The organism is Vitreimonas sp., assembly GCF_036392335.1.
Lineage (GTDB): Bacteria > Pseudomonadota > Alphaproteobacteria > Caulobacterales > Aquidulcibacteraceae > Vitreimonas.
This window is the reverse complement of sequence record NZ_DASVYD010000030.1, coordinates 24,310-44,817: the sequence shown is the minus strand read 5'-3', so window position 1 is coordinate 44,817 and position 20,508 is coordinate 24,310. Positions and strand designations below refer to the sequence as shown.

The following is a 20,508-nucleotide window of genomic DNA, read 5'->3' as shown; positions in this document are numbered from 1 at the left end:
TATGGAGAACTGAAATATGGACCCGAACAAAATCATCGTTCGATACGAACAGGTTGCGGAGCAGGTTGAAGGACCTGTGCGTCGCATCATAGGTTTTGTGCGTGCTGCGAACATGCTCACGCTCTTTGATGCTGCGGATCTCGAAGCTAATCCAAGGTCGGCCAAGGCCGGACCTGTAACGGTAGCGATCAGCGAGAGTATCGAGAAAACGCCCGAAACGTTTCCCTTTAAGACAAAAGGCGTCTTGGTAGGCGCGTCCGACTACGATGCGCTTGATAGAAAGCGGTACGAGCTTCGGTTCGTGAACCCCCGCATCGAGGGTATCCTTGACGGCGGACACAATATGCTCGCGATCGGAACGCATATTCTTGTTGCGGCCACTGGCGATGAGCGTCTTCGACAGAAGATCAAACGGTGGAGTGATTTCAAAGACGCGTGGCACGAGAACCGCGCTGCTGTGCATGCGTTGAAGCGCGCCTCAACGGGCGAGGATGCAAATTCGGAAGAGTTGAATTTTCTTGTCCCGTTGGAAATTCTCGTTCCCTCCGACGTTGAGGACAATGGCGTTGTTGATCAATTCAATAACTCATTGCTCGATATATGCGCGGCGCGAAACAACAACCACGAGCTAACGCTTGAAACTCGCGCTAACAAAAAAGGCTTCTACGAAGAGCTGCGGAAGGCTCTGCCGCCCAGCATCGCAGCGAGAATTGAATGGAAGAGCAACGAAAGCGGCGACATTCGCGTCCGCGATCTGATCGCTTTATCTTGGATTCCTCTTTCCCTGTTGGCCTTGCCGCACGACGAGGATGGTAGGAAGGTTGAGCCGCCGGTTCCGCAAAACATCTATCGTAACAAAGGGGAGTGCGTGAAGCTCTTCGATCGGCTGATGGGGAGTCCTGCGGTGTCCAAGCCGACGGGCGGAGAGTATACGCGTGAACTGCATAACGAGGCTGTCCGGAGTGCGCTTAGAATCGCAGCGTCATTGCCCGTGCTCTACGACAAAATCTACATCGACTTTCCCGCGGCCTACAACAAGGCCGACGGCAAGTTTGGTAAGCTCGACATCGTCAAGATGGCCAAGGACATGCACTCGCAACCGTTGTCCCACTTTACCGAAGAGCCCGTTGAGTATCGGTATCCAGATGGACTCATCATGCCTCTCGTCTATGGTCTGAAGGCGCTGATGCGAGTTTCAAAAGCCGGTGCCGTCGAGTGGGCAGAAGATCCCGTCGACTTCCTCGATGAGCACCTTGATACCATCGTGAAGAAATATCGGGTGATCCTCGACGCCTTTTCTCTTGATCCTCAAAAAATCGGCAAGAACGAAGGCTCCTATGCGTACGTGATCGATGCCTTCGAGACCGAGATCTTGCGGCGGGCGCACCGCGTGTAGTTGAAGTTGGGGGATGGGCCTTTCTGTCCCCCAACTATTTCTCGAAAAACATTCGCTGCCCATCAACTCATCCGCGCCTTCCGCCATCCGCCCCAGCGATAATACGCCAGCGCTAAGCAGACCGACACGGCCATGCTGATCGGGAAGCTCCACCAGATCGCGTCTGCGCCCCAAGCAGGCTGCATCAAAGTTGCAAAGCCGATGCGCACGCCGAACAGCGAGATCGCCAAAATCAAAAGCGGCGCGAGCACGGCGCCGGTCGAACGCACCACGCCGAATAGCACGAAGGTCACGCCAAACAGAATGAAGCTCCAGCTGGCGATCGCATTGACATGCTCGGCGATGGCGATGGCGTTGGCTTGGCCGGGCAGGAAGAGGCCGAGAATGTAAGGGTCGACCAGATAGAGCAGCACGACGAGACTGCCCGTCAGCACCACATTGATCCAAATGCCCGTCCACGCGCTCTGTTCGACGCGCGCCCATTTCTGCGCGCCGACGCTCTGCGCCGCCATCGAGGAAACAGCCGCGCCGATCGCCATCGCCGGCATCTGCACATAGGCCCAAAGCTGAAACGCCACGCCATAGGCGGCGGCCGTCTCGGCGCCATAGCCATTGATCATGCTCATCATGATGAGGCCGGAGAGCGAGATCACCATCATCTGCGCGCCCATCGGCAGGCCCTTGACGACGATGATGCGCACCAGATCGGCGTCGGGCTTGAGCAGCCGCCATTCGCCGCGCGTCAGCCGCAGATCGGCCTTGCGCGCATACATGTAGGCGACCATCGCGCCGAGCCCGATCGCTTGCGACAGCAAGAGCGCCGTCGCCGAGCCGGCAATGCCCATTTGCGGGAAGGGGCCAAGGCCGCTGATCAGAATCGGGTTGAACGCGATGTCCAACAAGGTCGCCAGCGTCGTGAACACGAACGGGGTGCGCGCATCGCCCGCGCCGCGCTGCACCATCACCAACAGCGCGAACACGCACATGAACGGCATCGAGAGAAAGATCACGCGGAGATACGTCTCCGCCAAAGCGCGCGCTTCGTCCGGCGTGCCCATCAGATCGAGAATCTGCGCGGCGCCCGCATAACCGCCGATCGCCAGCAGCAGCGAAAACGCCAGGAAGAAACTGGTCGTCGTGCCGACGACTTTCTTCGCGCGCGTCAAATCCTGCGCGCCCACCGCCTGACCCACCAGGATCGTCGCCGCCATGCCCAACCCGAACAACGTGCCGAGCAGAAAGAGCAAAATCAGCGTTGCGTTCGTCGTCGCCGTCAGCGCCTCGGGCCCCAGCAGGCGGCCCACCCAGATCGTGTTGATCGAGCCGTTCAGCGATTGCAGCACGCTGGTGCCCAGCACCGGCAGCGAGAACAAAAGCAACGTCCGCGCGATCGGCCCTTGCGTGAGGTCGACGCGGGCATGCGGCTTCGGCGCGGCGGCGGCGGTCTGTTGCGACATCAAGGCTCCGAAAATGGCGAAGGGCGCGCTTCTACCGAAAACACCGCGCCGCGCCAGTCTTGTTGTTGGCGCCGCCGTCGCCCATATCGGTCATGGCGGGAGATGCCTGTTAGCCTAGAACACGCCCCAGCGCCTTCGGCGCCACCGCCACATAGCTCTGCTTCAACCAGCCCTTGAGCGTCGCCATCTCGGCGAGGATGTCGTCGTCCGGCTCGAAATGCGCCGTCACCCAATTGTGCTGCTTGTACCAGCCCTTCGCCGGCCGCACGAAGGCGAGCTCCTCGGCCATCTCCGCCGAGATCGGCAGCTTCATGATCAAGGTCAGCGCATCGCGCGGCTCGCCCTTCTCACCAAACACCGCGAACATCTTCTTGCGCACATAAAGCGCGCGCGTGACCGTCCAGCCAGGGCCGGCGCTGGTTTCCGGGAAGGTGAGGCCGTACGCGGTGAGCTCGGCCTCGGCGCGCTGATGCGGCGTTTGCGGCATGGGCCATCATAGCCTGCTTGCACCGCTCCGCCCACACGCCTAATTCACCTGCAGATAAGAGGGAGACGATCATGGCGCACGAAACCGGTCTTGAAATGCGGACCTTGGTGAAGCCGAACGGCCAGTTGGAGCTCTCGCTTGTGCGCGTGCCGGTGCCGGAGCCTGGCCCGGACGAAATCGTCGTCCAAGTGCAAGCTGCGCCCATCAATCCTTCCGATCTCGGTCTGCTCACCGGCCCCGCCGATCTCTCCACCTTGCAAGCCAGCGGCGCGGGCGAAAACATCGTCGTCACCGCGCAGATTCCTGAAGTGGCGATCAAGATGCTCGCCTCGCGCTTCGATCAATCGCTGCCGATTGGCAACGAGGGCGCGGGCGTGGTGGTGAAGGCCGGCGCCAATGCGCAAGCTTTGCTCGGCAAAACCGTCGCCATGGTCGGCGGCGCCATGTACGCGCAATATCGTAAGATTAAAGCCGTCGAAGTGCTGCCCTTGCCGGAAGGGACGACCGCCGTCGAAGGCGCCTCCTGCTTCGTCAATCCTCTGACCGCGCTTTCCATGGTGGAGACGCTGCGCCTCGAAGGCCACAAAGCGCTCGTCCACACCGCCGCTGCGTCGAACCTCGGCCAGATGCTCAACAAGATCTGCATCAAGGATGGCGTGCCGTTGGTGAATATCGTGCGCAGCGAAGAGCAAGAGCGCATCCTGCGCGACATCGGCGCCAAATATGTCGTGAACTCGACCTCGCCGAATTTCATGAACGACCTTGTCGCCGCGCTGAAGGAGACGGACGCCACGCTCGCCTTCGACGCCATCGGCGGCGGCAAGCTCGCCGGCCAGATTCTCACCGCGATGGAAATCGCGCAAAACTCAAAGCCGGGCGCCTATAGTCGCTACGGTTCAGCCGTGCACAAGCAAGTCTATATCTATGGCCGGCTCGACATTCGCCCGACCGAAATCGGCTCCGGCGTCGGCATGGCCTGGGGCGCGAGCGGCTTTTTGCTGACGTACTTCCTGCAAAAAATCGGTATGGCCGAAGCCAATCGCCTGCGCCAACGTGTGCTGGCCGAACTGAAAACCACGTTCGCCAGCCATTACACGAAAACGATCTCGCTCGCTGAAGCGCTCGATCCGGCGATCTTGCTGGCGTACTCGAAGAAGGCGACCGGCGAGAAATATCTGATCGATCCGACCCGCTAGAATCCGCGTCCGCACGGGTCGGCGGCCGATCTAGCGCCGAAGGCGGAATATGGTAGATTGGCGCCATGTCCGATCTTACCGTGCCGATCGACGCCGCGACCGAGGCGACTCTAGACGAGCTAGCGACCGCACGCAGGCAGTCGAAGGACGCCATCGCCGCCGAGGCGCTGGCCGCGTTCGCGCGACGCGAGGCGGATATCCTCAGCAAGATCAAGCGCGGCCAGGATGACGTGAGTGCTGGCCGTACGATTGCACATGATGAAGTCATGCGCCGCGCCGCGCAAATCATTGAGACCGCGCAACAGCTTCGGAAGTGAGGCGTGTCGAGTGGTCTGAGGCGGCAAGCGCCGAGTATTTGGACGCACTTGCTTACATCGCTGTGGAAAGTCCTCAGGCGGCGGCGTTGGTGGGGCGCCGCATTCGCCATGCAATCGGAAGGCTGAAATACTTCAACTCAGGTCGGCAGGGGCGGGTGGCCGGTACGTTCGAGAAGGTGGTCGCACGGACTTCTTATATCATCGCCTACGAGGTGCGGCGCGACGCAAAGGGCCGGGACGTGCTTTACATCCTGCACCTCATCCACACGTCGATGGATTGGCCGCCGGGCGCGTGGCCAACCCGCTAACTCACCACGGCAGCGTTTCGCCCGTTGTCGCGTGCCAGAAGCGGCCGGTGTTTTCGAGTGTGGTTTCGTCGATACGCGCGAGGTAGCCGCGCACGGATTCCTCCACCGGGATGCCGTGTCCGCCGGTCATTTCCGTCGCCACCATGCCGGGATGGATCAGCGCCAAGGCGATGCCGCGCGGCGCCAGATCGCGCGCGAGCGAAACGCCGGCGGCGTTCACCGCCGCCTTCGACATGCGATAGCCATAATAGCCGCCCGACCCATTGTCGGCGATCGAGCCCATGCGGCTGGTCGTGATCACGACCTTGCCGCCTTTGCGCAGCTGCGGCAGCAGTGCGGCCGTCACCCGCAACGGCGCGATCGCGTTGACTTCGAGCTGTTGCATGACGCCAGCGAAATCGAGCGTGTCCAAATTCTCCCCGCGCAGAATGCCGGCATTGTTGATCAGCGTATCGATCTCGACGCCCGCGAGTCGCTTGGCCAATTCACCAATCGAGCCGGCGTCCGCCACATCGACGCCCGCCTCCACGCGCACGCCGAGCGCATCCAGCGCCGGCGAGCTCTTGCGGCACACCGCGATCACATCGGCGCCGCGCGCCTTCAGTTGCTTGCACAGCTCCAAACCAATGCCGCGGTTCGCGCCGGTAACGACGATGCTGCCCATGATGAGCCTCTCCCTCACGATGGCGCGCCCAGCACAGCGTGCGGGCGCGCCTAAACTTCCGTGATGCGGATCGTATCAATTGCGCCGCCGGCGCCGGCGATCTTCCGGTGGCGGCGCGGTTTCAACGTGCGGCGCGGCCATCGCGTCGAACGTTAGCGTGGTCGTGTAGCTCTGCACCGCGGCGGCGGCGCCTGCCGGCGCATCGGCGCGATGGCGTGCGGCGATGACGTATGTGCCGGGGCCAGGCAGCGGGATGGTGGCGCGGCCGGCGGCGTCGGTGGGAACGAACGTATCGAGATCGTTGTCCATGTCGCCCGCCGCGTAGATCACGATGGCGCTGTTGGCGAGCGGGGCGCCGTCGAACAGGACTTCCACCTGGAAGCCGTTGGCCGCAACCACTTGGTTGGGATGCGTGATCGGCTTGATCGCGAGGCGGCCAATCGTTTGATCCACAACGCCGCGCGTCGTGTGGCCATTGCTCAGATAGAGGTCCGACACGGTAACCGTCTGCAGCGTCGCCGTGGGCGTGCCCTCCGGCAGCACTTCGCCGGCCACCTGGGGCCGCCACGCGCCATCGACGCCCACCACCGTTGACACCGGCCCCAGGATTTCGCCTGTCGAAAGACGATAGGTGCCGACGCGGCCGAGGCTCGTTGTCAAATTCGTGGCGGCTCCTTCGACCGCGACGCGATCGGGAAGCACGTCATTCCCGGCTGGATCGATCAGACGCACATTCGCCGGCAGCGCCACTGCGGGCGTGAAGAATTGGTTGGCGTAGGACGCCTGCACCTGCACTTCGCCGTTGGACCAAAATTGGTTGGGCTTCAGATATGCTGTGTACGCCGTCGCTGGCGTAGCTGCCGCCATCAACAGCGCCGCCGCCATCAGAAATCGCTTCATCTCTCTCTCGCCTGCTGCCCGCGGGAACTCCCGCCCCCCTCGTGCGCCTAAGACACACTACAGAGCCGTAAGGATCAACCCGCTTTCACACGCGTGTGATCAGCGCATGCGATTATCGAGCAGCGCAAGCAGGCCCAGAAAGCTCTTGATCGTGAACCAGATCATCACGCCGAGCCACAAAATCCCCACGATCCAGAGGATCGGGAACCCAATCAGCACGATCGTCAAGATCCAGCCTACGAGGCCAAGCAAAAACAGCGCTACATTCCACCAGAAGGCGATGAACCAGATGCGAATTTGATCATCCAGATGCGAGCGCGCGAAAGGGCTCGCGCCGTCGCGGCTCACGAGCGCAAGAATGACGCCAACCAGGGCAAACAGCGCCGCGCTCGGAATTGAAAGCAGGTAGAATACATACACTGCAAAGGCCGAGGTACGGCCTGGTTGCGGCGGCGGCGGTGGTGTCATGGTCATGCGCGATCCTCATTCCTCATCATCGCGCTCCAGCTTGCGCGACAGCGGATGCTTGGTCTCCACTAAGGTCTTCAATCGTCCTTCGGCGACATGCGTGTAGATCTGCGTCGTCGCGATGTCAGCGTGCCCAAGCAATGTCTGTACCGTACGCAGATCGGCGCCGCCTTCAACCAAATGCGTCGCAAAGGCGTGGCGGAGCACGTGCGGGGAGACGCGTGAGGGGCTGATGCCGGCCTTCACCGCCGCCGATTCCAGAATCTGCGCCACGCGCCGGCGCGTCATCTTGCCATCCGCGGCGCTCATGGACGGAAACAGCCAGCGTTTGGCCTTCTCGCGCTGTGCTTCCAGTTTCGGCAGCGCCGCCTCTCGCGTTTCCATGTGCAGCGCCAATGCCGCGAGGGCGGGGCGGCCCAACGCGACCAAGCGTTCTTTGCCGCCTTTGCCCTCGATCACCATGTGCGCTTGTCCGGGCTTCGGGGCCGCGCGCAGTGGTAGCGAGACCAATTCGCTGACGCGCAGGCCGGCGCCGTACAGCAATTCGATCAGCGCCTTGTCGCGGGGATTTGCGGCCGCATCGATCAAGCGCTCGATCTCCTCCACCGAGAGTGTCTTCGGCAGCGCTTTCGAACGCTTCGGCGCATCAAGCCGCGAGGTCGGATCGTCGGCTCGCGTGTTTTCCTGCAACAGGAACCGATAGAACTGCCGCAATGCCGAAATCCGCCGCCGCGTCGTCGCCGCAGACAGACCGCGTTGCGAGAGGCCCGCGACATACGCCTCGATCGCTGCGGCGTCGGCGCTCAGTAGCGTGCCGCGCACATGCGCCCGCGCATCCTCCAAATCGCGCGCATACGCGTCGAGCGTATTCGCCCGCGCCCCGCGCTCGGCGGAGAGCATTTCAAGAAACGCCTCGATCAGGGCTGAATCGGACACGCACTATGCCTAGCGCATGAAACACTATCCGTCATTCCAGGGCGGCTGCTTCCTCCACCGAAGTTCGAAGGACGAAGGCGGAAGGCCGAATCGGAACCGCATTGCGAGTAGCCCGAAGCGCCGGGCCCACACTTCGCGTGTCGGGATGACAGAGCACTGGAACGATTGCCGCCCGCGCCCGTTCGCAAAGACGAAGGGAGCAACGCCACATGACAACCGAAGCCGAAATCCGCGAAAAATTCTGGAAGGCCCTTAAATCCGACCGCACGCTCATGTTGGGCATTGCCGGGTCGCGTGAGCATGCGCAGCCGATGACCGCGCAGCTTGACGAAGACCATCCCGCCAGTCCGATCTGGATTTTCAGCTCGAAGGACACGCATCTCGTCCAAGCCATCGGCGCCGGCCAGCGGGGCATGGCGCATTTCGTCTCCAAGGGGCACGATCTGTTTGCCTGCTTCGATGGCGATCTGACGCTCAACAACGACCGCGCCGTGATTGACCGACTTTGGAACCCCTATGTGGCCGCGTGGTACGAAGGCGGCAAGGATGACCCCAAGCTGCAGCTGATCCGCTTCGATCCGGAGCAGGGCCAAGTGTGGCTCAACGAAAACAGTCTGTTTGCCGGCGTGAAGCTCTTGCTCGGCGCGGACCCCAAGCAAGACTATGCTGACAAAAAGGCTGATATCGATCTACGGGACGGGCCGCGCACTTAGCGCGTGCGCATCGCTTCAGCGACGCGGGCAAACGCCGGCTCCAAGACAGCGCGCGCTTCGGCGGAGACCTCGGTCTCCGCGAGCGCGCGTTGCATGCACCAAAGCCATTCATCGCGTTCGCGCGCACCAATCGGCAGCGCCCGATGCAAGCTCATGATGCACGGCCGACCTTCGCGCGTGAAATAGTCGCGAGGTCCGCCCATCCAGCCGCTCAAAAAGCCCGCCAGCTTGCCGACGATCGGCCCCAGATCATCGCCATGCATCGCGCGCACCGCCGCCGCTTCCGGCGCCTCGGCCATGATCGCGTAGAAGCGCTCCGCCAAACGTCGCACGGCGGGCGCGCCGCCAATCAAATCATAGGGCGTGGTTTGAGCATCCATGGCTCCTTATCGAGCCAGGCGGATGCGTTGGATTTGATTTCGATCAGCTCGCCGGCGCCCCGGCCAGGATCGCTTCGGCGGCGATGCGGCGCGCATCGTCTTCCAAGCGCAGCGCCCGTAGCGCGTGGATGATCTGCGCCACGGACTCCGCGTCGAGGCGCGCCGGGCCGGCTTCGCCGGCAGCCAAAACCGCGAGCAGAGCGCCTTCGCCGATGGCGCCGCGCTCCGCCGCCGCGCTGAGCGCCACGAGCGCGCCAGCATCCGCGCGCGCGCCGCCTTGGGGCGCGTTGGCGAGGATGAAGCGCTGCACGCTGCCATTCACCGGCGCGCCAAGCGCGGCCAGGATCGCCACATCGCGCGCCGCCGCGCGCGCGCCCGAAGCGCCGCCTGCGTCGATGCGCCGTTGCATGGCCACCGTGCCTTGCTCGCCGCGCGCGCCCGCCAACGCCGCCATCGCAGCATCGAGCGGAGCGAGGGCGGCTTCACTGGCGCCGGCTTGTCGGGCGCTCTGGATCAAACGCTGCGCCACCTGCCGGTCGCCGGTCGCGACCGCCGCGCGCGCGAACAGCACCGCGCCAGCCTGATCGGGCGCCGCCTGTAGGCCGGCGATATCCGCCGCGAAGAAGCGCGCGGCGGCATTGAAATCAGCCGGCGCCGAGGACTGGCGCAGCACCTCGGCGATCGCCGTGGCGGCTTCGAGCGAACCGGCCGCGCCCGGCGTGGCGGACGCCGCCGCCGCTTGCACGCGGCGCAGCGCCGTGACGATCGGCGGCACAGCGGATGTAATCTCCGCCGGCGTCGCCGCCAGGATCGTGCGCGCTTCCTGCACGCTGATCACGCCGCGCCGGAACGCCAACGCCGCCGCTTGCGCGCGCTGCGGCTGCGGCGATGCATCGTTGCGCGCGAGCGCCACCATCGCGAGCGTCGAAGAATTGGCGAGCGGGTTCGGCCCGGGGCGCAGATTCGCCGCGATCGAAAGCTGCGCGGAAAGTGAATTGTCGTAGCGCGCGGCTGGCGGCCGTGCGCCCGGCGCGCCGCCGGCCGCGGCGACAGCGCCGGTGTACCAGGGATCTTCCGCGTTCGCCGCGCGCGCGAACTCCAGCGCCAAATCCGCCGCCGCGCGATCGCCCGTCACCGCCGCGCAATAGGCGCGCAGACGCAGCAGAAACGCCGGCGGCGCTTCACCAGCATTCGCATTGCGCCCGCGCGCGCACGCTTCCGCACGCCGCCCACGCGCCAGTTCCGCCTGCGCCGCATATTGCGCGATCTGCACATCCGCCAGCGCGGGCCCAGCGCCTGCAGCCATCACCGCGAGTTCATCCGCGGCGCCCATTTTGCCCAGCGCTTCGAAGCGTTCGCGCGCCGCCGCACTCGCATCGCCGCGCGGCGCCTCGCCGCCGGAGAACAGCACGCGCCGCGCCAAATTCAGCGTCGCCGGCGATTCATAGACAGCCGGCAGCCGATCCAGCACCAGCGCCAGCACCTCCGGATCGCTCTGGCTCCACAAGCTCGTCGGCAGCGCGCCTTGGCTGGGGGCGAGCGCGCTCACGCTCCAGGCGTCGAGTTCGCGCAGCGCCTGCGTCTCGATCGGCGCCGGCAGCGCCTGTTGCGCGTGCGCCATCATGGGCGCGAGGGCGCCGAGCGCCGCGGCCAAGGCGAGCTTGCGAGTAACCATGAAGCGTCCTCTGGTTATTGCTTGAAGGCGTCGGTCAATTCGACGCGGATTTCTTGCGGTTCCGGAGCGAGCCGGTCCGATTGGCCGACAAAGAAGACAAAAAGCCCCACAAACGCCACGACGCCCACGCCCATCAGGATGAGGTTCAACTGCGGCGGCGCCCGCCGGGAGAAGGAAGAACGACGTCGTCTGCGTCTAAACATGTGCCTCTTTGAGCCCCTGCCGTTGCGAGCGCGCGAGATTGCCCCCAAAATGTGGCGAGTTTCTAGCCCGGCCCGCGCTTAACCATAGCAGGCCATGTTGAGGTGATTCGTGACCCGCCCGGAAAGCAGCGAGATCGGTGAGCGCCATGATGCCGCCGCCGACATGCGCCGCTTGGCGGAGGGGATCGCCCCGCCGCGCACCGTGGCGCTGGTCGGCCTCATGGGCGCGGGCAAAAGCACGATCGGCCGGCGCCTGGCGCACGCGCTCGATCTGCCGTTCGTCGACGCCGACACCGAGATCGAAGCCGCCGCCGGCCAGAGCATTCCCGAAATCTTCGCCCAGCACGGCGAGTGCGAGTTCCGCCGCGGCGAGCGCGCCGTGATCGAGCGTCTGCTCGATCGCCCCGCCCACATCCTCGCCACCGGCGGCGGCGCCTTCATCGACCCGCGCACGCGCGCGCTGATGAAAGAGCGCGCCATCACCATCTGGCTCAAAGCCCCGCTCGACGTGCTGATGAAGCGCGTCGCCAAGCGCGATGATCGCCCGCTTCTGAAGGAAGACGATCCGCGCGCGGTGATGCAGCGTCTGATGGACGCGCGCTATCCCATTTACGCCGAAGCCGACATCGTCGTCGAAACCATCAACAGCCCGCACAGCGCGGCTGTCGCGTCCGCGCTCGAGGCGCTGCGCACTTATCTCAACGAGCGGAAATGACCGACACCATCCACGTCAATCTCGCCGAGCGCTCTTATGACGTGCTCGCCGGCCCCGGCCTGATCGCGCGCGCGGGCGAACTGATCGCGCCGTTCGCGCCGTCCGGCCGCGTCTTCGTCGTCACCGACAAAAACGTCGCCAGCCTGCATTGGCCCGCGCTCATGGCGTCGCTCGACGCCGAAGGCCTAAAGAGCTGGACCGTGACGCTGCCCGCCGGCGAAAGCACCAAGAGCTTCGCTGGCCTCGAGCAGCTCACGCGCGGGCTCTTGCAGCAGGGCATCGGCCGCAAGGATCTGATCCTCGCGCTCGGCGGCGGCGTCATTGGCGACATTGCGGGCCTTGCCGCGGGCCTCGTCATGCGCGGCGTCGATTTCGTGCAAATGCCAACGACCTTGCTCTCCCAAGTGGATTCCAGCGTTGGCGGCAAAACCGCGATTGATGTGGAGGAGGGCAAGAACCTCGTCGGCCTCATCCATCAGCCGCGCCTGGTGCTCGCCGATCAGGACGTGCTGAAAACGCTGCCGCCGCGCGAGCTGCTCTGCGGCTACGCCGAGATCGTGAAGATCGGCCTGATCAATGATCGCGCCTTCTTCGAATGGTGCGAAGCCAATGTGCACAAGCTGCTGGCGCTCGATCCCGAAGCCACAAGCCACGCCATCCGCACCGCCATCGCCGCCAAGGCCCGCATCGTCGAGGCGGACGAGCGCGAAGCCGGCCCGCGCGCGCTGCTCAATCTCGGCCACACTTTCGCGCACGCGCTCGAAACCGCCGCCGGCTATGACGGCGCGCTCTTGCACGGCGAAGCCGTCGGCACAGGCATGGCGCTCGCCTTCGCGCATTCGGCGCGGCTGGGCCTCATCCCAAGCCAAGACGCCCAGCGTGTCCGCAATCACCTGGCCCAAGCCGGCTTCAACACCGATCTCCGACGCAGCCCCGGCGCCCCGCACGACATCGCCCAACTCGTCGCGCTGATGAGCGCCGACAAGAAAGCCGAAGCCGGCAAGCTCACCCTCATCCTGGCGCGCGCCATCGGCGACGCCTTCGTCCAGAAGAACGCGGACGTAGATATGCTCACAGCGTTCCTCAAAGAAGAGAGCCAATGACCACCTCCCTTATCGTCGCCGCGATCGTCATCGTGGCGCTGATCCTGTTGAACGCGTTTTTCTCCGCCGCCGAAACCGCGCTCACCGGCGCCTCCCGCGCGCGCATGGCCACGCTTGAAAGGGAAGGCGACAAGCGCGCCGCCCGCGTCAACAAGCTCAACGAAAACCGCGAGCGCATGATCGGCGCGGTGCTCTTGGGCGCCAATCTCGTACAAGTGCTCGCGTCCGCCATCTCGGCCAGCATCTTCAGCACCATCTATGGCGATCTCGCTCCCGTCATCACCGCTGTGGTGCTGACGCCGCTTCTGCTCATCTTCGGCGAAGTCGGCCCCAAAACGCTCGCCATCACCGCCGCCGACAATATCGCCCGCGCCGTGGCGCTGCCGGTGCAATGGATGGTGCGCTTCCTCGCGCCCATCGTCTCCGCCGTGCAATGGATCGTGAACCACGGCTTGAGGCTCTTCGGCGTGCGCGTCGATGAAACCGTGGACGTGCTGCGCGCCGCGCGCGCGGAAATCGCCGGCGCCGTGGAGCTGCACGCCGAGGAGGGCGGCGTCGAAGCCGAAACCCGCCACCGCTTGCTGGGCGCGCTCGATCTCTCCGAACTCACGCTGGCCGACGTCATGATCCACCGCAAGGCGATCAAGATGCTCGACGCCGATCTGCCGCCGCGCGAAATCATCGCCCAGGCCATGGCCTCCAGCCACACCCGCCTGCCGCTCTACAAGGACGATCCGGAAAACATTATCGGCGTGCTGCACGCGCGCGATCTGTTGCGCGCCGTCTCCGAGCACGGCCGCGACGGCTTCGAGATCACCAGCGTCATGCGCCAGCCCTGGTTCACGCCGGTGACGACAAGCGCGGAAGACCAGCTCGCCGAATTCCTGCGCCGCCGCGAGCATTTCGCCATCGTCGTCGACGAATACGGCGCGCTGATGGGCCTCGTCACGCTCGAAGATATTCTCGAAGAGATCGTCGGCGACATCAAAGACGAGCACGACATCGCCGTCGTCGGCGTGCGCCCGCAGCCCGACGGCAGCGTCAATGTCGACGGCACAGTGCCGATCCGCGATCTCAATCGCGCGATGAATTGGGATTTGCCCGACGAAGAAGCCGTCACCATCGCCGGCCTCGTCATCCACGAAGCCCAAGCCATCCCCGAACCCGGCCAACGCTTCGCCTTCCACGGCTATCGCTTCCAAGTGCTGCGGAGACAGCGCAATCAGCTGACGGCGCTCAGGGTGGAGCGGGAAGCGGAGGATGAGAGCTTGGAGGGGGGGTAACGATTCGCAGTCGCTACGGGAATCGTGTAATCTCGGCAGCCATAGGTTGCTGAGAATTTTGATTTGAAATTTTCTAAGGCATTCAAGCTAGGTAAGCCTCAAGGCGCGCTAGATTTCGTTGACGTCTCAACGAGCTACGATACGCGGGTTTTTCTCGATCCGTACGCTATCGAGATAAAACAGAACGTCCTCGCGCTTGAGTGTGCAGCATACGTCCATTCGTATTTTAACGCTGTCCTTGACGCATTGAGGGCCGGGCGCACTCATCGTGCACGTGAGCTCACTGAGCATCTCTCTGAGCCGAAAGACACATTTATCGGGGTGTCCAAAGGGAAGCCCAAAGGCAGAGGCGTGGGGCGCGAGCAAGCCGACCACCTGTTAAGCGCATTGCGGCGAAGCCGCGCTTTCGAAACCGGTCTTTTGGCGGATTTGTCCGAGACCGAGTTGATGGTCGAAGGCGTGGGAAGGGATAAGGTGTCCGATCTCACGACGAACATCATTCGCGAAAAGCTCGTCGAATACACGATAGGGCAGTGCGATCTGCTTGAGATAGACTTGGGCGATCGAACCTACCCGTCGGGTCCGATGTGGGACCCTTCCTCCCAAGCTTGGAAGGAAGAGTACGTCAAGCGACCAATCGTTCGCGGCAAGCCGGTCCTCTTGATTCCAAAGCATTTCGTACGCCTGAACCTGTCTCTCAACAGTCAGGAATTTTACAACTATCACATGCTCGAGTTTCTGCAGGCGGAGCATATCTCTGCCGGCTCTTCGCTGGTGCAGTTTTTTCGTAAATCTAAGAAGCCTTATGTCACGAAGAAATCGCTTAAGCGCGTCCGCCCAAAGAGGAAAGACGATGTGGTGGACTTCATTCGCGAGCATCCGCACGTCTTGGAAGTCTATAAGAATCTGAAGGGAGCTGAAGGCGCGCTGCAAGATCGGCAGATCGACCCCGATTTTAACGAGCGCAGATTTGCAGAGGCATTGATCGAAGAACTAGAGAGACTGCCGCGAGGCATGAAAGCGGCCGGAAAATATCATAGCTTGATGACTGGCGTTCTGCCGTTCTTGTTCTACCCAAATTTGATCCAGCCAGTGAAAGAGCGGGAAATCCATTCGGGTAGAAAGCGTATCGACCTATCTTTCACAAATGCCGCTGAGAGCGGGTTTTTTAGCACTGTGCTAGCGCGTCCTCAGACAAGGGCGTCTTGGGTCATGATAGAGTGTAAGAACTACTCTAGCGACCTCGGTAATCCAGAGCTGGATCAAATGTCAGGGCGCTTTTCACCAGCGCGCGGTAAGTTTGGCATCATCTGTTGTCGCGAGTTGGTGGATGCACAATTGATGTTGAGGCGCTGCCGCGACACCGCCCGAGACGATCGCGGCCACATTATTACCTTAGAGGATTCCGATATTGTAGATATGTTGAAAGGTGTCGTGGGTTTGAGGCGTCGTCGTATCGACGAAATTCTCCATGCGAAGCTTTCTCAGCTCGCTGAATAAAAAATCTATCCCACACCCCCGCCACCACCCTTATCATCCCCCCACACGTCGCATCCCAAGAGCATTGGTACCCTGTTCGCACCGAGGCGGCGTGTGGTGATTGAGCGTGGCGATCTTGTGCGCCGCTCCGCCTCCCGGCGCCGATCTGCCGGGTGTCCGCAAGGCGAACGCGGGTGTTCGCGCGGATATGCGGGGCAGGCGGTCGCGCCCAACGCAGGCGATGCAGGCTTGCCGCTTCGTTTGCCTGGGCGCGGGCGTAACGCGCACAAAATCGTGGCCCGCCGCTAACGGCGGGAGATGCGGGGGCTTGTCGCGAACACGACAACCCGCACGCCGTCGGCGATCCGTCTCTCTGGCGTGAAAGAACGTCCGCAGCGGAGCCGGCGCCCAACAATCATCGGGACGCGGTGGATCGCGTCGGTCAGCGCTGTCACGCAGCGCAAATTTGGAAGGCGCGACCCACCGCGTCCCCGCTCTTTTTCGATCGCAAGATCAACAAGGATGGCGCTTGCCTGAAGCGCGGGGGAAAGGAGAAGCCATGAAAAACCCGCACGCGGACGCTGGCCGCAATGCGCTGAAGCAAGCGCACCGCGCCGTGCGCCGCCACGATCTCGCCGCCGCCGAACGCTGGAGCAAAACCGCCGAGCGCTTGGCCGCCGCCGCTGAACGCTTCGCGGCTTTGCCGGCGCCAGAGCCGGTCGATAGCGAAGCCGTGCGCGAGGATTTGTTCAATTGGATCAGCGCGCTCGTCGACGCCAACAATGAGCGCATGCAATGGCTGGCCGAGCGCGACGACTATCTGAGCCAGGTCAGCGCCGCCACGCGCGCGGGGGCGCCGCTGCCGCCGCTGCTGCGCGACGCGCCGGTCACGGAAGAGGATTTATTGCGTATGGCGGGAAGGGAGGATTAGGCGGCCGCGACCCGCGCCGCATCACTCGCGCGGCGGACGAAGCCGTTCTCAAGCGTGTAGCCGCTGGCGGTGTCGGGCAGCGTTTCGCCCGCGCCCAACATGATCACGCCGCCCGGCGCCAGCGCATCCGCGACGCGGTCGAGCACGGCGCCGGCGGTTTCGGCGTCGAAGCTGGTCAGCACATTGGCGAGCAGGATGATGTCGAATTGGCCGAGCCCGCCCGGGTGCTTCATCAGATTGTGCTGTTCGTATTTCACGCTCGCGCGCAAGCGATCGGAAATGCGCCAGAGATCGCCGGCCTTTTCAAAATGCGCGATCAGTTTGCGGATCGGCAGCCCGCGCTGGATTTCGAACTGGGTGTAGAGGCCCGAGCGCGCTTTATCGATCAGGCGCTGCGACATGTCGGTGGCGAGGATCTCGACCGCGGCGTTGGCGCCTTCGTTGCGCATGTCGTCGACGAGCATCGCCAGCGAATAGGGCTCTTGGCCCGTCGCGCACGCCGCCGACCACACGCGCACGCGCTCATGCCCGCGCCGCGCGATGGCGGCGGGAATGATCTCGGTGCGGAGTTTTTCAAACTGCGCGCGGTCGCGAAAGAAGCGGGTTTCGGCGTGGGCGAGGCAGTCGGTGATGTTGTTCCACAGTGTGCCGTCGGGCCGAATCCGCGCAGCGCCTACGAGCTCGCCGACCGAGCCAAAGCCTTCGCGGCGCGACAGCGGCTGCAAGCGGATTTCAGCGGCGCCGCTCATGTCGCGCGTCAGCACCGCGCCGGAGCGCTGCTTCACTTCGCGCGCGATCAACGCGAATTCGGCGTCGTTGAGCATCAGACGAGGCCCGCTTCGGCGAATTTGGAGTGCAGGATGTCGCCGTCGAACGGCTTCATCATATATTCGTCGGCGCCGGCCTTCAGCGCCTCGGAAATGCGCTCGACGTCGTTTTCGGTGGTGCAGAACACGACGGTGGGTTTGTCGCCGTTTGGCTCTTTGCGGAGTTGCTTCAGGAAATCGATGCCGCTCATCACCGGCATCGTCCAATCCAGCAGGATCGCCTCCGGCATCTGCCGCCGGCACGCTTGCAAAGCCTCTAAGCCATCGGCCGCTTCCTCAATCTCGAAGCGCATGTCTTCGAGAATGCGTCGCGCCACTTTGCGGATGACACGGCTGTCGTCCACGATCAGGCAGCGTCTCATGAATCAGGCTCCGTCGGTTGTTCCCGACAGTGCGCAAGTCGCGGTTAACGAGTGTTTACGCGCTCAGAGTTTGAACGCCGGCGAGCGGGCGATCAGCTGGACTTGCTCTTCGCTCTCGCGGGTCGAAAGCTCAACGCCGCCTTGGCGGGCGAGCAAGCTGGTCAGCGTCGGCTGGATGGTGTGGCCGGAAAGCTCGCCGTCGTCGCCGCGCAAGGCGGTCGCCGTGGCTTCCCGCAATTTCGCGCGCGGACCTTTCGCGGTCACAACGACCTCGCCGCCCTCAGCCAGTTTCGCCGCCGAAATCTCAACACTGCCGCCGCGCGGCAGGCATTCGTTGGCGATCAGCAACAAATTGACGATCACGCGCACGGCCGGGCGCGGCATCGCCACCGCCGGCGCCGACCAGACCAGTTCCGGTTTCAGCACCGAATACAATTTGATCGCCACCGCGCGGCCTTCTTCCAGTTCGCTGTCGCCCTCGGCCGTCGCGCCCGCCATCGCGAAGCGGAAAAATTCCAACTTGGCCCAGGCTTTGCCGACGCCATGATCAAGCAGCGACAGCGCATCGGGGTCGGTTTTCCCATCCCCGTCCTTGATCATCTCAAGGCCCTGAATGATCGCGCTCATCGGCTCGACCATGTCATGGCAGATGCGCGAGGCGACAAGCGCCGTCAGCTTCGTATTCTCGATCATCGCGCGCTCCGAACGGGGAAGACCCGGAACCATAGAGAGATTCGCGCTGTGTCTAATGCGCTTGGGGTGGCCGCCGCGCCAACCCATGTTATGCCGGGTTTGGCTTACAACGAGGCAAGGAAGCGGCATGGCGGCGGAAGCGGCGGCGGACGGTGGTTTGGGCCTCGAACATGCGGTGGCGCTGTTGGCAACCGCTGTGATTGCAGCGCCCTTGTTCCGGCGCTTGGGTTTGGGCTCGGTGCTGGGCTACCTCGCCGCCGGCCTGGTGATTGGCCCGTTCGGCCTGGGGCTCTTCCGCGACCCCGAAAACATCTTGCACGTCGCCGAGTTCGGCGTGGTCATGTTCTTGTTTATCATTGGCTTGGAAATGCGCCCGGCGAAGCTTTGGGCGCTGCGCAAGGAGATTTTCGGCCTCGGCGCCGCCCAAGTGATCGCGTGTATCGTGCTGCTGTCGTTCGTTGGCATCGCCGCGGGGGTGCACTGGGCTGCGGCGTCGATCGGGGCGGCGGGGTTCGTGCTCTCCTCGACGGCCGTGATCATGAAAATGATGGACGACGCGGGCGAGACGTCGAGCCCGGCCGGGCAGCGCAATGTCTCGATCTTGCTCTTTGAAGATTTGATGATCGTGCCGCTCTTGGCCCTGGTCGCGGTGATCGCGGGGCTGACGGTGGGCGTGCCGGCAGATGCGCCGCCGCTGTGGCAGAGCATCTTGCTCGGCCTCGGCGCGATCGCGGTGGTGTTCTTGGCCGGACGCTACGTGCTCAATCCCTTTTTCGGCATTCTCGCCCGCTCCGGCGCCCGCGAAGTGATGACGGCGGCGGCGTTGCTGGTGGTGCTGGGTACGGCGCTGCTGATGGATGTTGGCGGCCTGTCGATGGCGATGGGTGCGTTCTTGGCCGGTGTGCTGCTTTCAGACTCGGTGTTCCGGCATCAGCTCGAAGCCGACGTCGAACCGTTCCGCGGCATCCTTTTGGCGCTCTTCTTCATCAGCGTCGGCATGTCGCTCAACGTGACGGTCGTACTCGCCGAATGGCAATTGATCGGCGCGGGCGTGCTCGCGTTCATGGTGGTGAAGGCGTTGGGCATTTACGGCATCGCCAGCGCATTCGGCGCCGATCAGCGCGAGGCCATCACGCGCGCGGCGTTGTTCGCCCAGGGCGGCGAGTTCGCATTCGTACTTTATTCGGCGGCGCTCGCCGGCGGTGTAATGAGCCCGGAGATCGCCGCCGTCATGACGGCGATCGTGATCATCTCGATGGCGCTGACGCCGCTCGTTGTGCTGGTTGTGCGCCGCTATCTGCCGCAGCCGGTCGAAAATCGCGATGGCGTCGAAGACGCCAAGGATTTGCACGGGCGTGTTCTCTTTATCGGCTTCGGCCGTTTCGCGCAGGTGGCGAGCCAAGGCCTGCTCGCGCGCGGCGTGGAAATGTCGCTGATCGAGACCGACGTGGAAATGATCCAGGTCGCCGCCACCTTTGGCTTCAAAGTCTATTATGGCGACGGCGCCCGTCTCGACGTGCTCCACGCCTCGGGCGCGGCGAATGCGGAAGCAGTGCTGGTGTGCGTCGAGAAGCCCGAAGTCACCGATCGCATCGTCGCCTTGCTCAAGTCGGAATTTCCGCACGTGAAGGTCTTCGCGCGCGCGTTCGATCGCGGCCATTCGATGCGCCTGGTGCAGGCGGGTGTCGATTATCAAATCCGCGAGCTCTTCGAGTCTTCGCTCACGTTCAGCGCGGCGGTGCTGCGCGAGCTGGGCTTCTCCGACATCGATATCGCCGAGACCATCGAGGACGTCCGCGACCGCGACGCCGAGCGCTTTGAGATGCAGCTCGCCGGCGGCATCGAAGCGGGGCGGGCGCTCATGCGCGGCAATATGCAGACACCGAAGCCGACGCCATTTACGCGCCCGCGCAAGGAAGGTGAGGCGATCAACGAAGAGGCGGAAGACATTATCGGCGAGGCCGAGGACGCCTGACGCTACGTCGCCAGTTCGCGGCGGCGGTTTTGCTGCTAGG

Annotated in this window: 23 protein-coding genes; 11 read left to right on the top strand and 12 right to left on the bottom strand. The window is 63.6% G+C overall.

Annotated elements, in window-relative coordinates; genetic code table 11:
- Positions 1 to 16: 16 nt before the first annotated feature.
- Positions 17 to 1,396, top strand: coding sequence for a hypothetical protein (locus tag VF769_RS07185; RefSeq protein ID WP_331007705.1), 1,380 nt, complete (start codon positions 17 to 19; stop codon positions 1,394 to 1,396).
- Between the two features lie 62 nt (positions 1,397 to 1,458).
- On the opposite strand, the gene VF769_RS07180 is transcribed toward VF769_RS07185, so the two are convergent.
- Together VF769_RS07180 and VF769_RS07175 are read right to left on the bottom strand one after the other, a co-directional pair.
- Positions 1,459 to 2,853, bottom strand: coding sequence for an MATE family efflux transporter (locus VF769_RS07180; protein WP_331007704.1), 1,395 nt, complete (start codon positions 2,851 to 2,853; stop codon positions 1,459 to 1,461).
- A gap of 109 nt (positions 2,854 to 2,962) precedes the next feature.
- Positions 2,963 to 3,340 (bottom strand): MmcQ/YjbR family DNA-binding protein, encoded by a 378-nt coding sequence (locus VF769_RS07175; RefSeq protein WP_331007703.1) that lies wholly within the window; start codon positions 3,338 to 3,340, stop codon positions 2,963 to 2,965.
- A 71-nt stretch (positions 3,341 to 3,411) separates the two neighbouring features.
- On the opposite strand from VF769_RS07175, the gene VF769_RS07170 reads away from it, so the two are divergent.
- From VF769_RS07170 to VF769_RS07160, 3 genes are all read left to right on the top strand, one after another.
- The gene (locus VF769_RS07170) at positions 3,412 to 4,536 is read left to right on the top strand and encodes a zinc-binding dehydrogenase (protein ID WP_331007702.1); all 1,125 of its coding nucleotides are present in this window, start codon (positions 3,412 to 3,414) and stop codon (positions 4,534 to 4,536) included.
- Positions 4,537 to 4,601: 65 nt separating this feature from the next.
- Positions 4,602 to 4,853, top strand: coding sequence for a hypothetical protein (locus VF769_RS07165; protein WP_331007701.1), 252 nt, complete (start codon positions 4,602 to 4,604; stop codon positions 4,851 to 4,853).
- On the top strand, positions 4,850 to 5,161 hold the full coding sequence (locus VF769_RS07160) for a type II toxin-antitoxin system RelE/ParE family toxin (RefSeq protein WP_331007700.1): 312 nt from the start codon (positions 4,850 to 4,852) through the stop codon (positions 5,159 to 5,161). Before VF769_RS07165 ends, VF769_RS07160 begins: the two co-directional genes overlap by 4 nt.
- A 1-nt stretch (position 5,162) precedes the next feature.
- Here VF769_RS07160 and VF769_RS07155 read toward each other — a convergent pair whose 3' ends face one another.
- From VF769_RS07155 to VF769_RS07140, 4 genes are all read right to left on the bottom strand, one after another.
- A complete protein-coding gene (locus tag VF769_RS07155; protein WP_331007699.1) occupies positions 5,163 to 5,825 on the bottom strand; it encodes an SDR family oxidoreductase in 663 nt (220 codons plus the stop codon).
- A gap of 75 nt (positions 5,826 to 5,900) precedes the next feature.
- Positions 5,901 to 6,725, bottom strand: a complete 825-nt coding sequence (locus tag VF769_RS07150; protein ID WP_331007698.1) for a DUF4198 domain-containing protein — start codon at positions 6,723 to 6,725, stop codon at positions 5,901 to 5,903.
- Positions 6,726 to 6,824: 99 nt separating this feature from the next.
- Positions 6,825 to 7,199 carry a hypothetical protein gene (locus VF769_RS07145; RefSeq protein ID WP_331007697.1) on the bottom strand — a complete coding sequence of 125 codons (375 nt, stop codon included), beginning with the start codon at positions 7,197 to 7,199 and terminating at the stop codon, positions 6,825 to 6,827.
- A 9-nt stretch (positions 7,200 to 7,208) separates the two neighbouring features.
- Entirely contained in the window at positions 7,209 to 8,129 is a 921-nt protein-coding gene (locus tag VF769_RS07140) for a site-specific tyrosine recombinase XerD (RefSeq protein ID WP_331007696.1), read from the bottom strand.
- 209 nt (positions 8,130 to 8,338) lie between these two features.
- Here VF769_RS07140 and VF769_RS07135 point away from each other — a divergent pair, with 209 nt between their 5' ends.
- The gene (locus tag VF769_RS07135; protein ID WP_331007695.1) at positions 8,339 to 8,842 is read left to right on the top strand and encodes a pyridoxamine 5'-phosphate oxidase family protein; all 504 of its coding nucleotides are present in this window, start codon (positions 8,339 to 8,341) and stop codon (positions 8,840 to 8,842) included.
- Here the strand turns inward: VF769_RS07135 and VF769_RS07130 are convergent.
- Genes VF769_RS07130 through VF769_RS07120 form a run of 3 tightly spaced genes read right to left on the bottom strand, consistent with a single transcriptional unit; the run spans position 8,839 to position 11,100 of the window.
- Positions 8,839 to 9,222, bottom strand: coding sequence for a group II truncated hemoglobin (locus VF769_RS07130; protein ID WP_331007694.1), 384 nt, complete (start codon positions 9,220 to 9,222; stop codon positions 8,839 to 8,841). The genes VF769_RS07135 and VF769_RS07130 overlap by 4 nt on opposite strands.
- A gap of 43 nt (positions 9,223 to 9,265) precedes the next feature.
- On the bottom strand, positions 9,266 to 10,897 hold the full coding sequence (locus VF769_RS07125; protein WP_331007693.1) for a hypothetical protein: 1,632 nt from the start codon (positions 10,895 to 10,897) through the stop codon (positions 9,266 to 9,268).
- 14 nt (positions 10,898 to 10,911) lie between these two features.
- The gene (locus VF769_RS07120; protein ID WP_331007692.1) at positions 10,912 to 11,100 is read right to left on the bottom strand and encodes a hypothetical protein; all 189 of its coding nucleotides are present in this window, start codon (positions 11,098 to 11,100) and stop codon (positions 10,912 to 10,914) included.
- A 109-nt stretch (positions 11,101 to 11,209) separates the two neighbouring features.
- Between VF769_RS07120 and VF769_RS07115 the strand changes: the two genes are divergently transcribed.
- The 5 genes from VF769_RS07115 to VF769_RS07095 all read left to right on the top strand — a co-directional run bounded on the left by VF769_RS07115 (position 11,210) and on the right by VF769_RS07095 (position 16,611).
- Entirely contained in the window at positions 11,210 to 11,815 is a 606-nt protein-coding gene (locus VF769_RS07115) for a shikimate kinase (RefSeq protein WP_331007691.1), read from the top strand.
- Complete coding sequence (gene aroB / locus VF769_RS07110) at positions 11,812 to 12,918, top strand: 3-dehydroquinate synthase (RefSeq protein WP_331007690.1); 1,107 nt, start codon at positions 11,812 to 11,814, stop codon at positions 12,916 to 12,918. Before VF769_RS07115 ends, aroB begins: the two co-directional genes overlap by 4 nt.
- Positions 12,915 to 14,201 (top strand): HlyC/CorC family transporter, encoded by a 1,287-nt coding sequence (locus VF769_RS07105; protein WP_331007689.1) that lies wholly within the window; start codon positions 12,915 to 12,917, stop codon positions 14,199 to 14,201. The genes aroB and VF769_RS07105 overlap by 4 nt, the downstream gene beginning before the upstream one ends.
- Before the next feature lie 63 nt (positions 14,202 to 14,264).
- A complete protein-coding gene (locus VF769_RS07100; protein WP_331007688.1) occupies positions 14,265 to 15,701 on the top strand; it encodes a hypothetical protein in 1,437 nt (478 codons plus the stop codon).
- A gap of 538 nt (positions 15,702 to 16,239) precedes the next feature.
- Positions 16,240 to 16,611, top strand: a complete 372-nt coding sequence (locus VF769_RS07095; RefSeq protein WP_331007687.1) for a hypothetical protein — start codon at positions 16,240 to 16,242, stop codon at positions 16,609 to 16,611.
- Here VF769_RS07095 and VF769_RS07090 read toward each other — a convergent pair.
- From VF769_RS07090 to VF769_RS07080, 3 genes are all read right to left on the bottom strand, one after another.
- Positions 16,608 to 17,435, bottom strand: a complete 828-nt coding sequence (locus tag VF769_RS07090; RefSeq protein ID WP_331007686.1) for a protein-glutamate O-methyltransferase CheR — start codon at positions 17,433 to 17,435, stop codon at positions 16,608 to 16,610. The two genes, VF769_RS07095 and VF769_RS07090, sit on opposite strands and share 4 nt — an antisense overlap.
- The gene (locus VF769_RS07085; protein WP_331007685.1) at positions 17,435 to 17,800 is read right to left on the bottom strand and encodes a response regulator; all 366 of its coding nucleotides are present in this window, start codon (positions 17,798 to 17,800) and stop codon (positions 17,435 to 17,437) included. The genes VF769_RS07090 and VF769_RS07085 overlap by 1 nt, the downstream gene beginning before the upstream one ends.
- 63 nt (positions 17,801 to 17,863) lie before the next feature.
- Positions 17,864 to 18,493, bottom strand: a complete 630-nt coding sequence (locus tag VF769_RS07080) for a histidine phosphotransferase family protein (protein ID WP_331007684.1) — start codon at positions 18,491 to 18,493, stop codon at positions 17,864 to 17,866.
- Between the two features lie 127 nt (positions 18,494 to 18,620).
- Here VF769_RS07080 and VF769_RS07075 point away from each other — a divergent pair, with 127 nt between their 5' ends.
- Complete coding sequence (locus tag VF769_RS07075; protein WP_331007683.1) at positions 18,621 to 20,468, top strand: monovalent cation:proton antiporter-2 (CPA2) family protein; 1,848 nt, start codon at positions 18,621 to 18,623, stop codon at positions 20,466 to 20,468.
- The last annotated feature ends 40 nt before the right edge of the window (positions 20,469 to 20,508 follow it).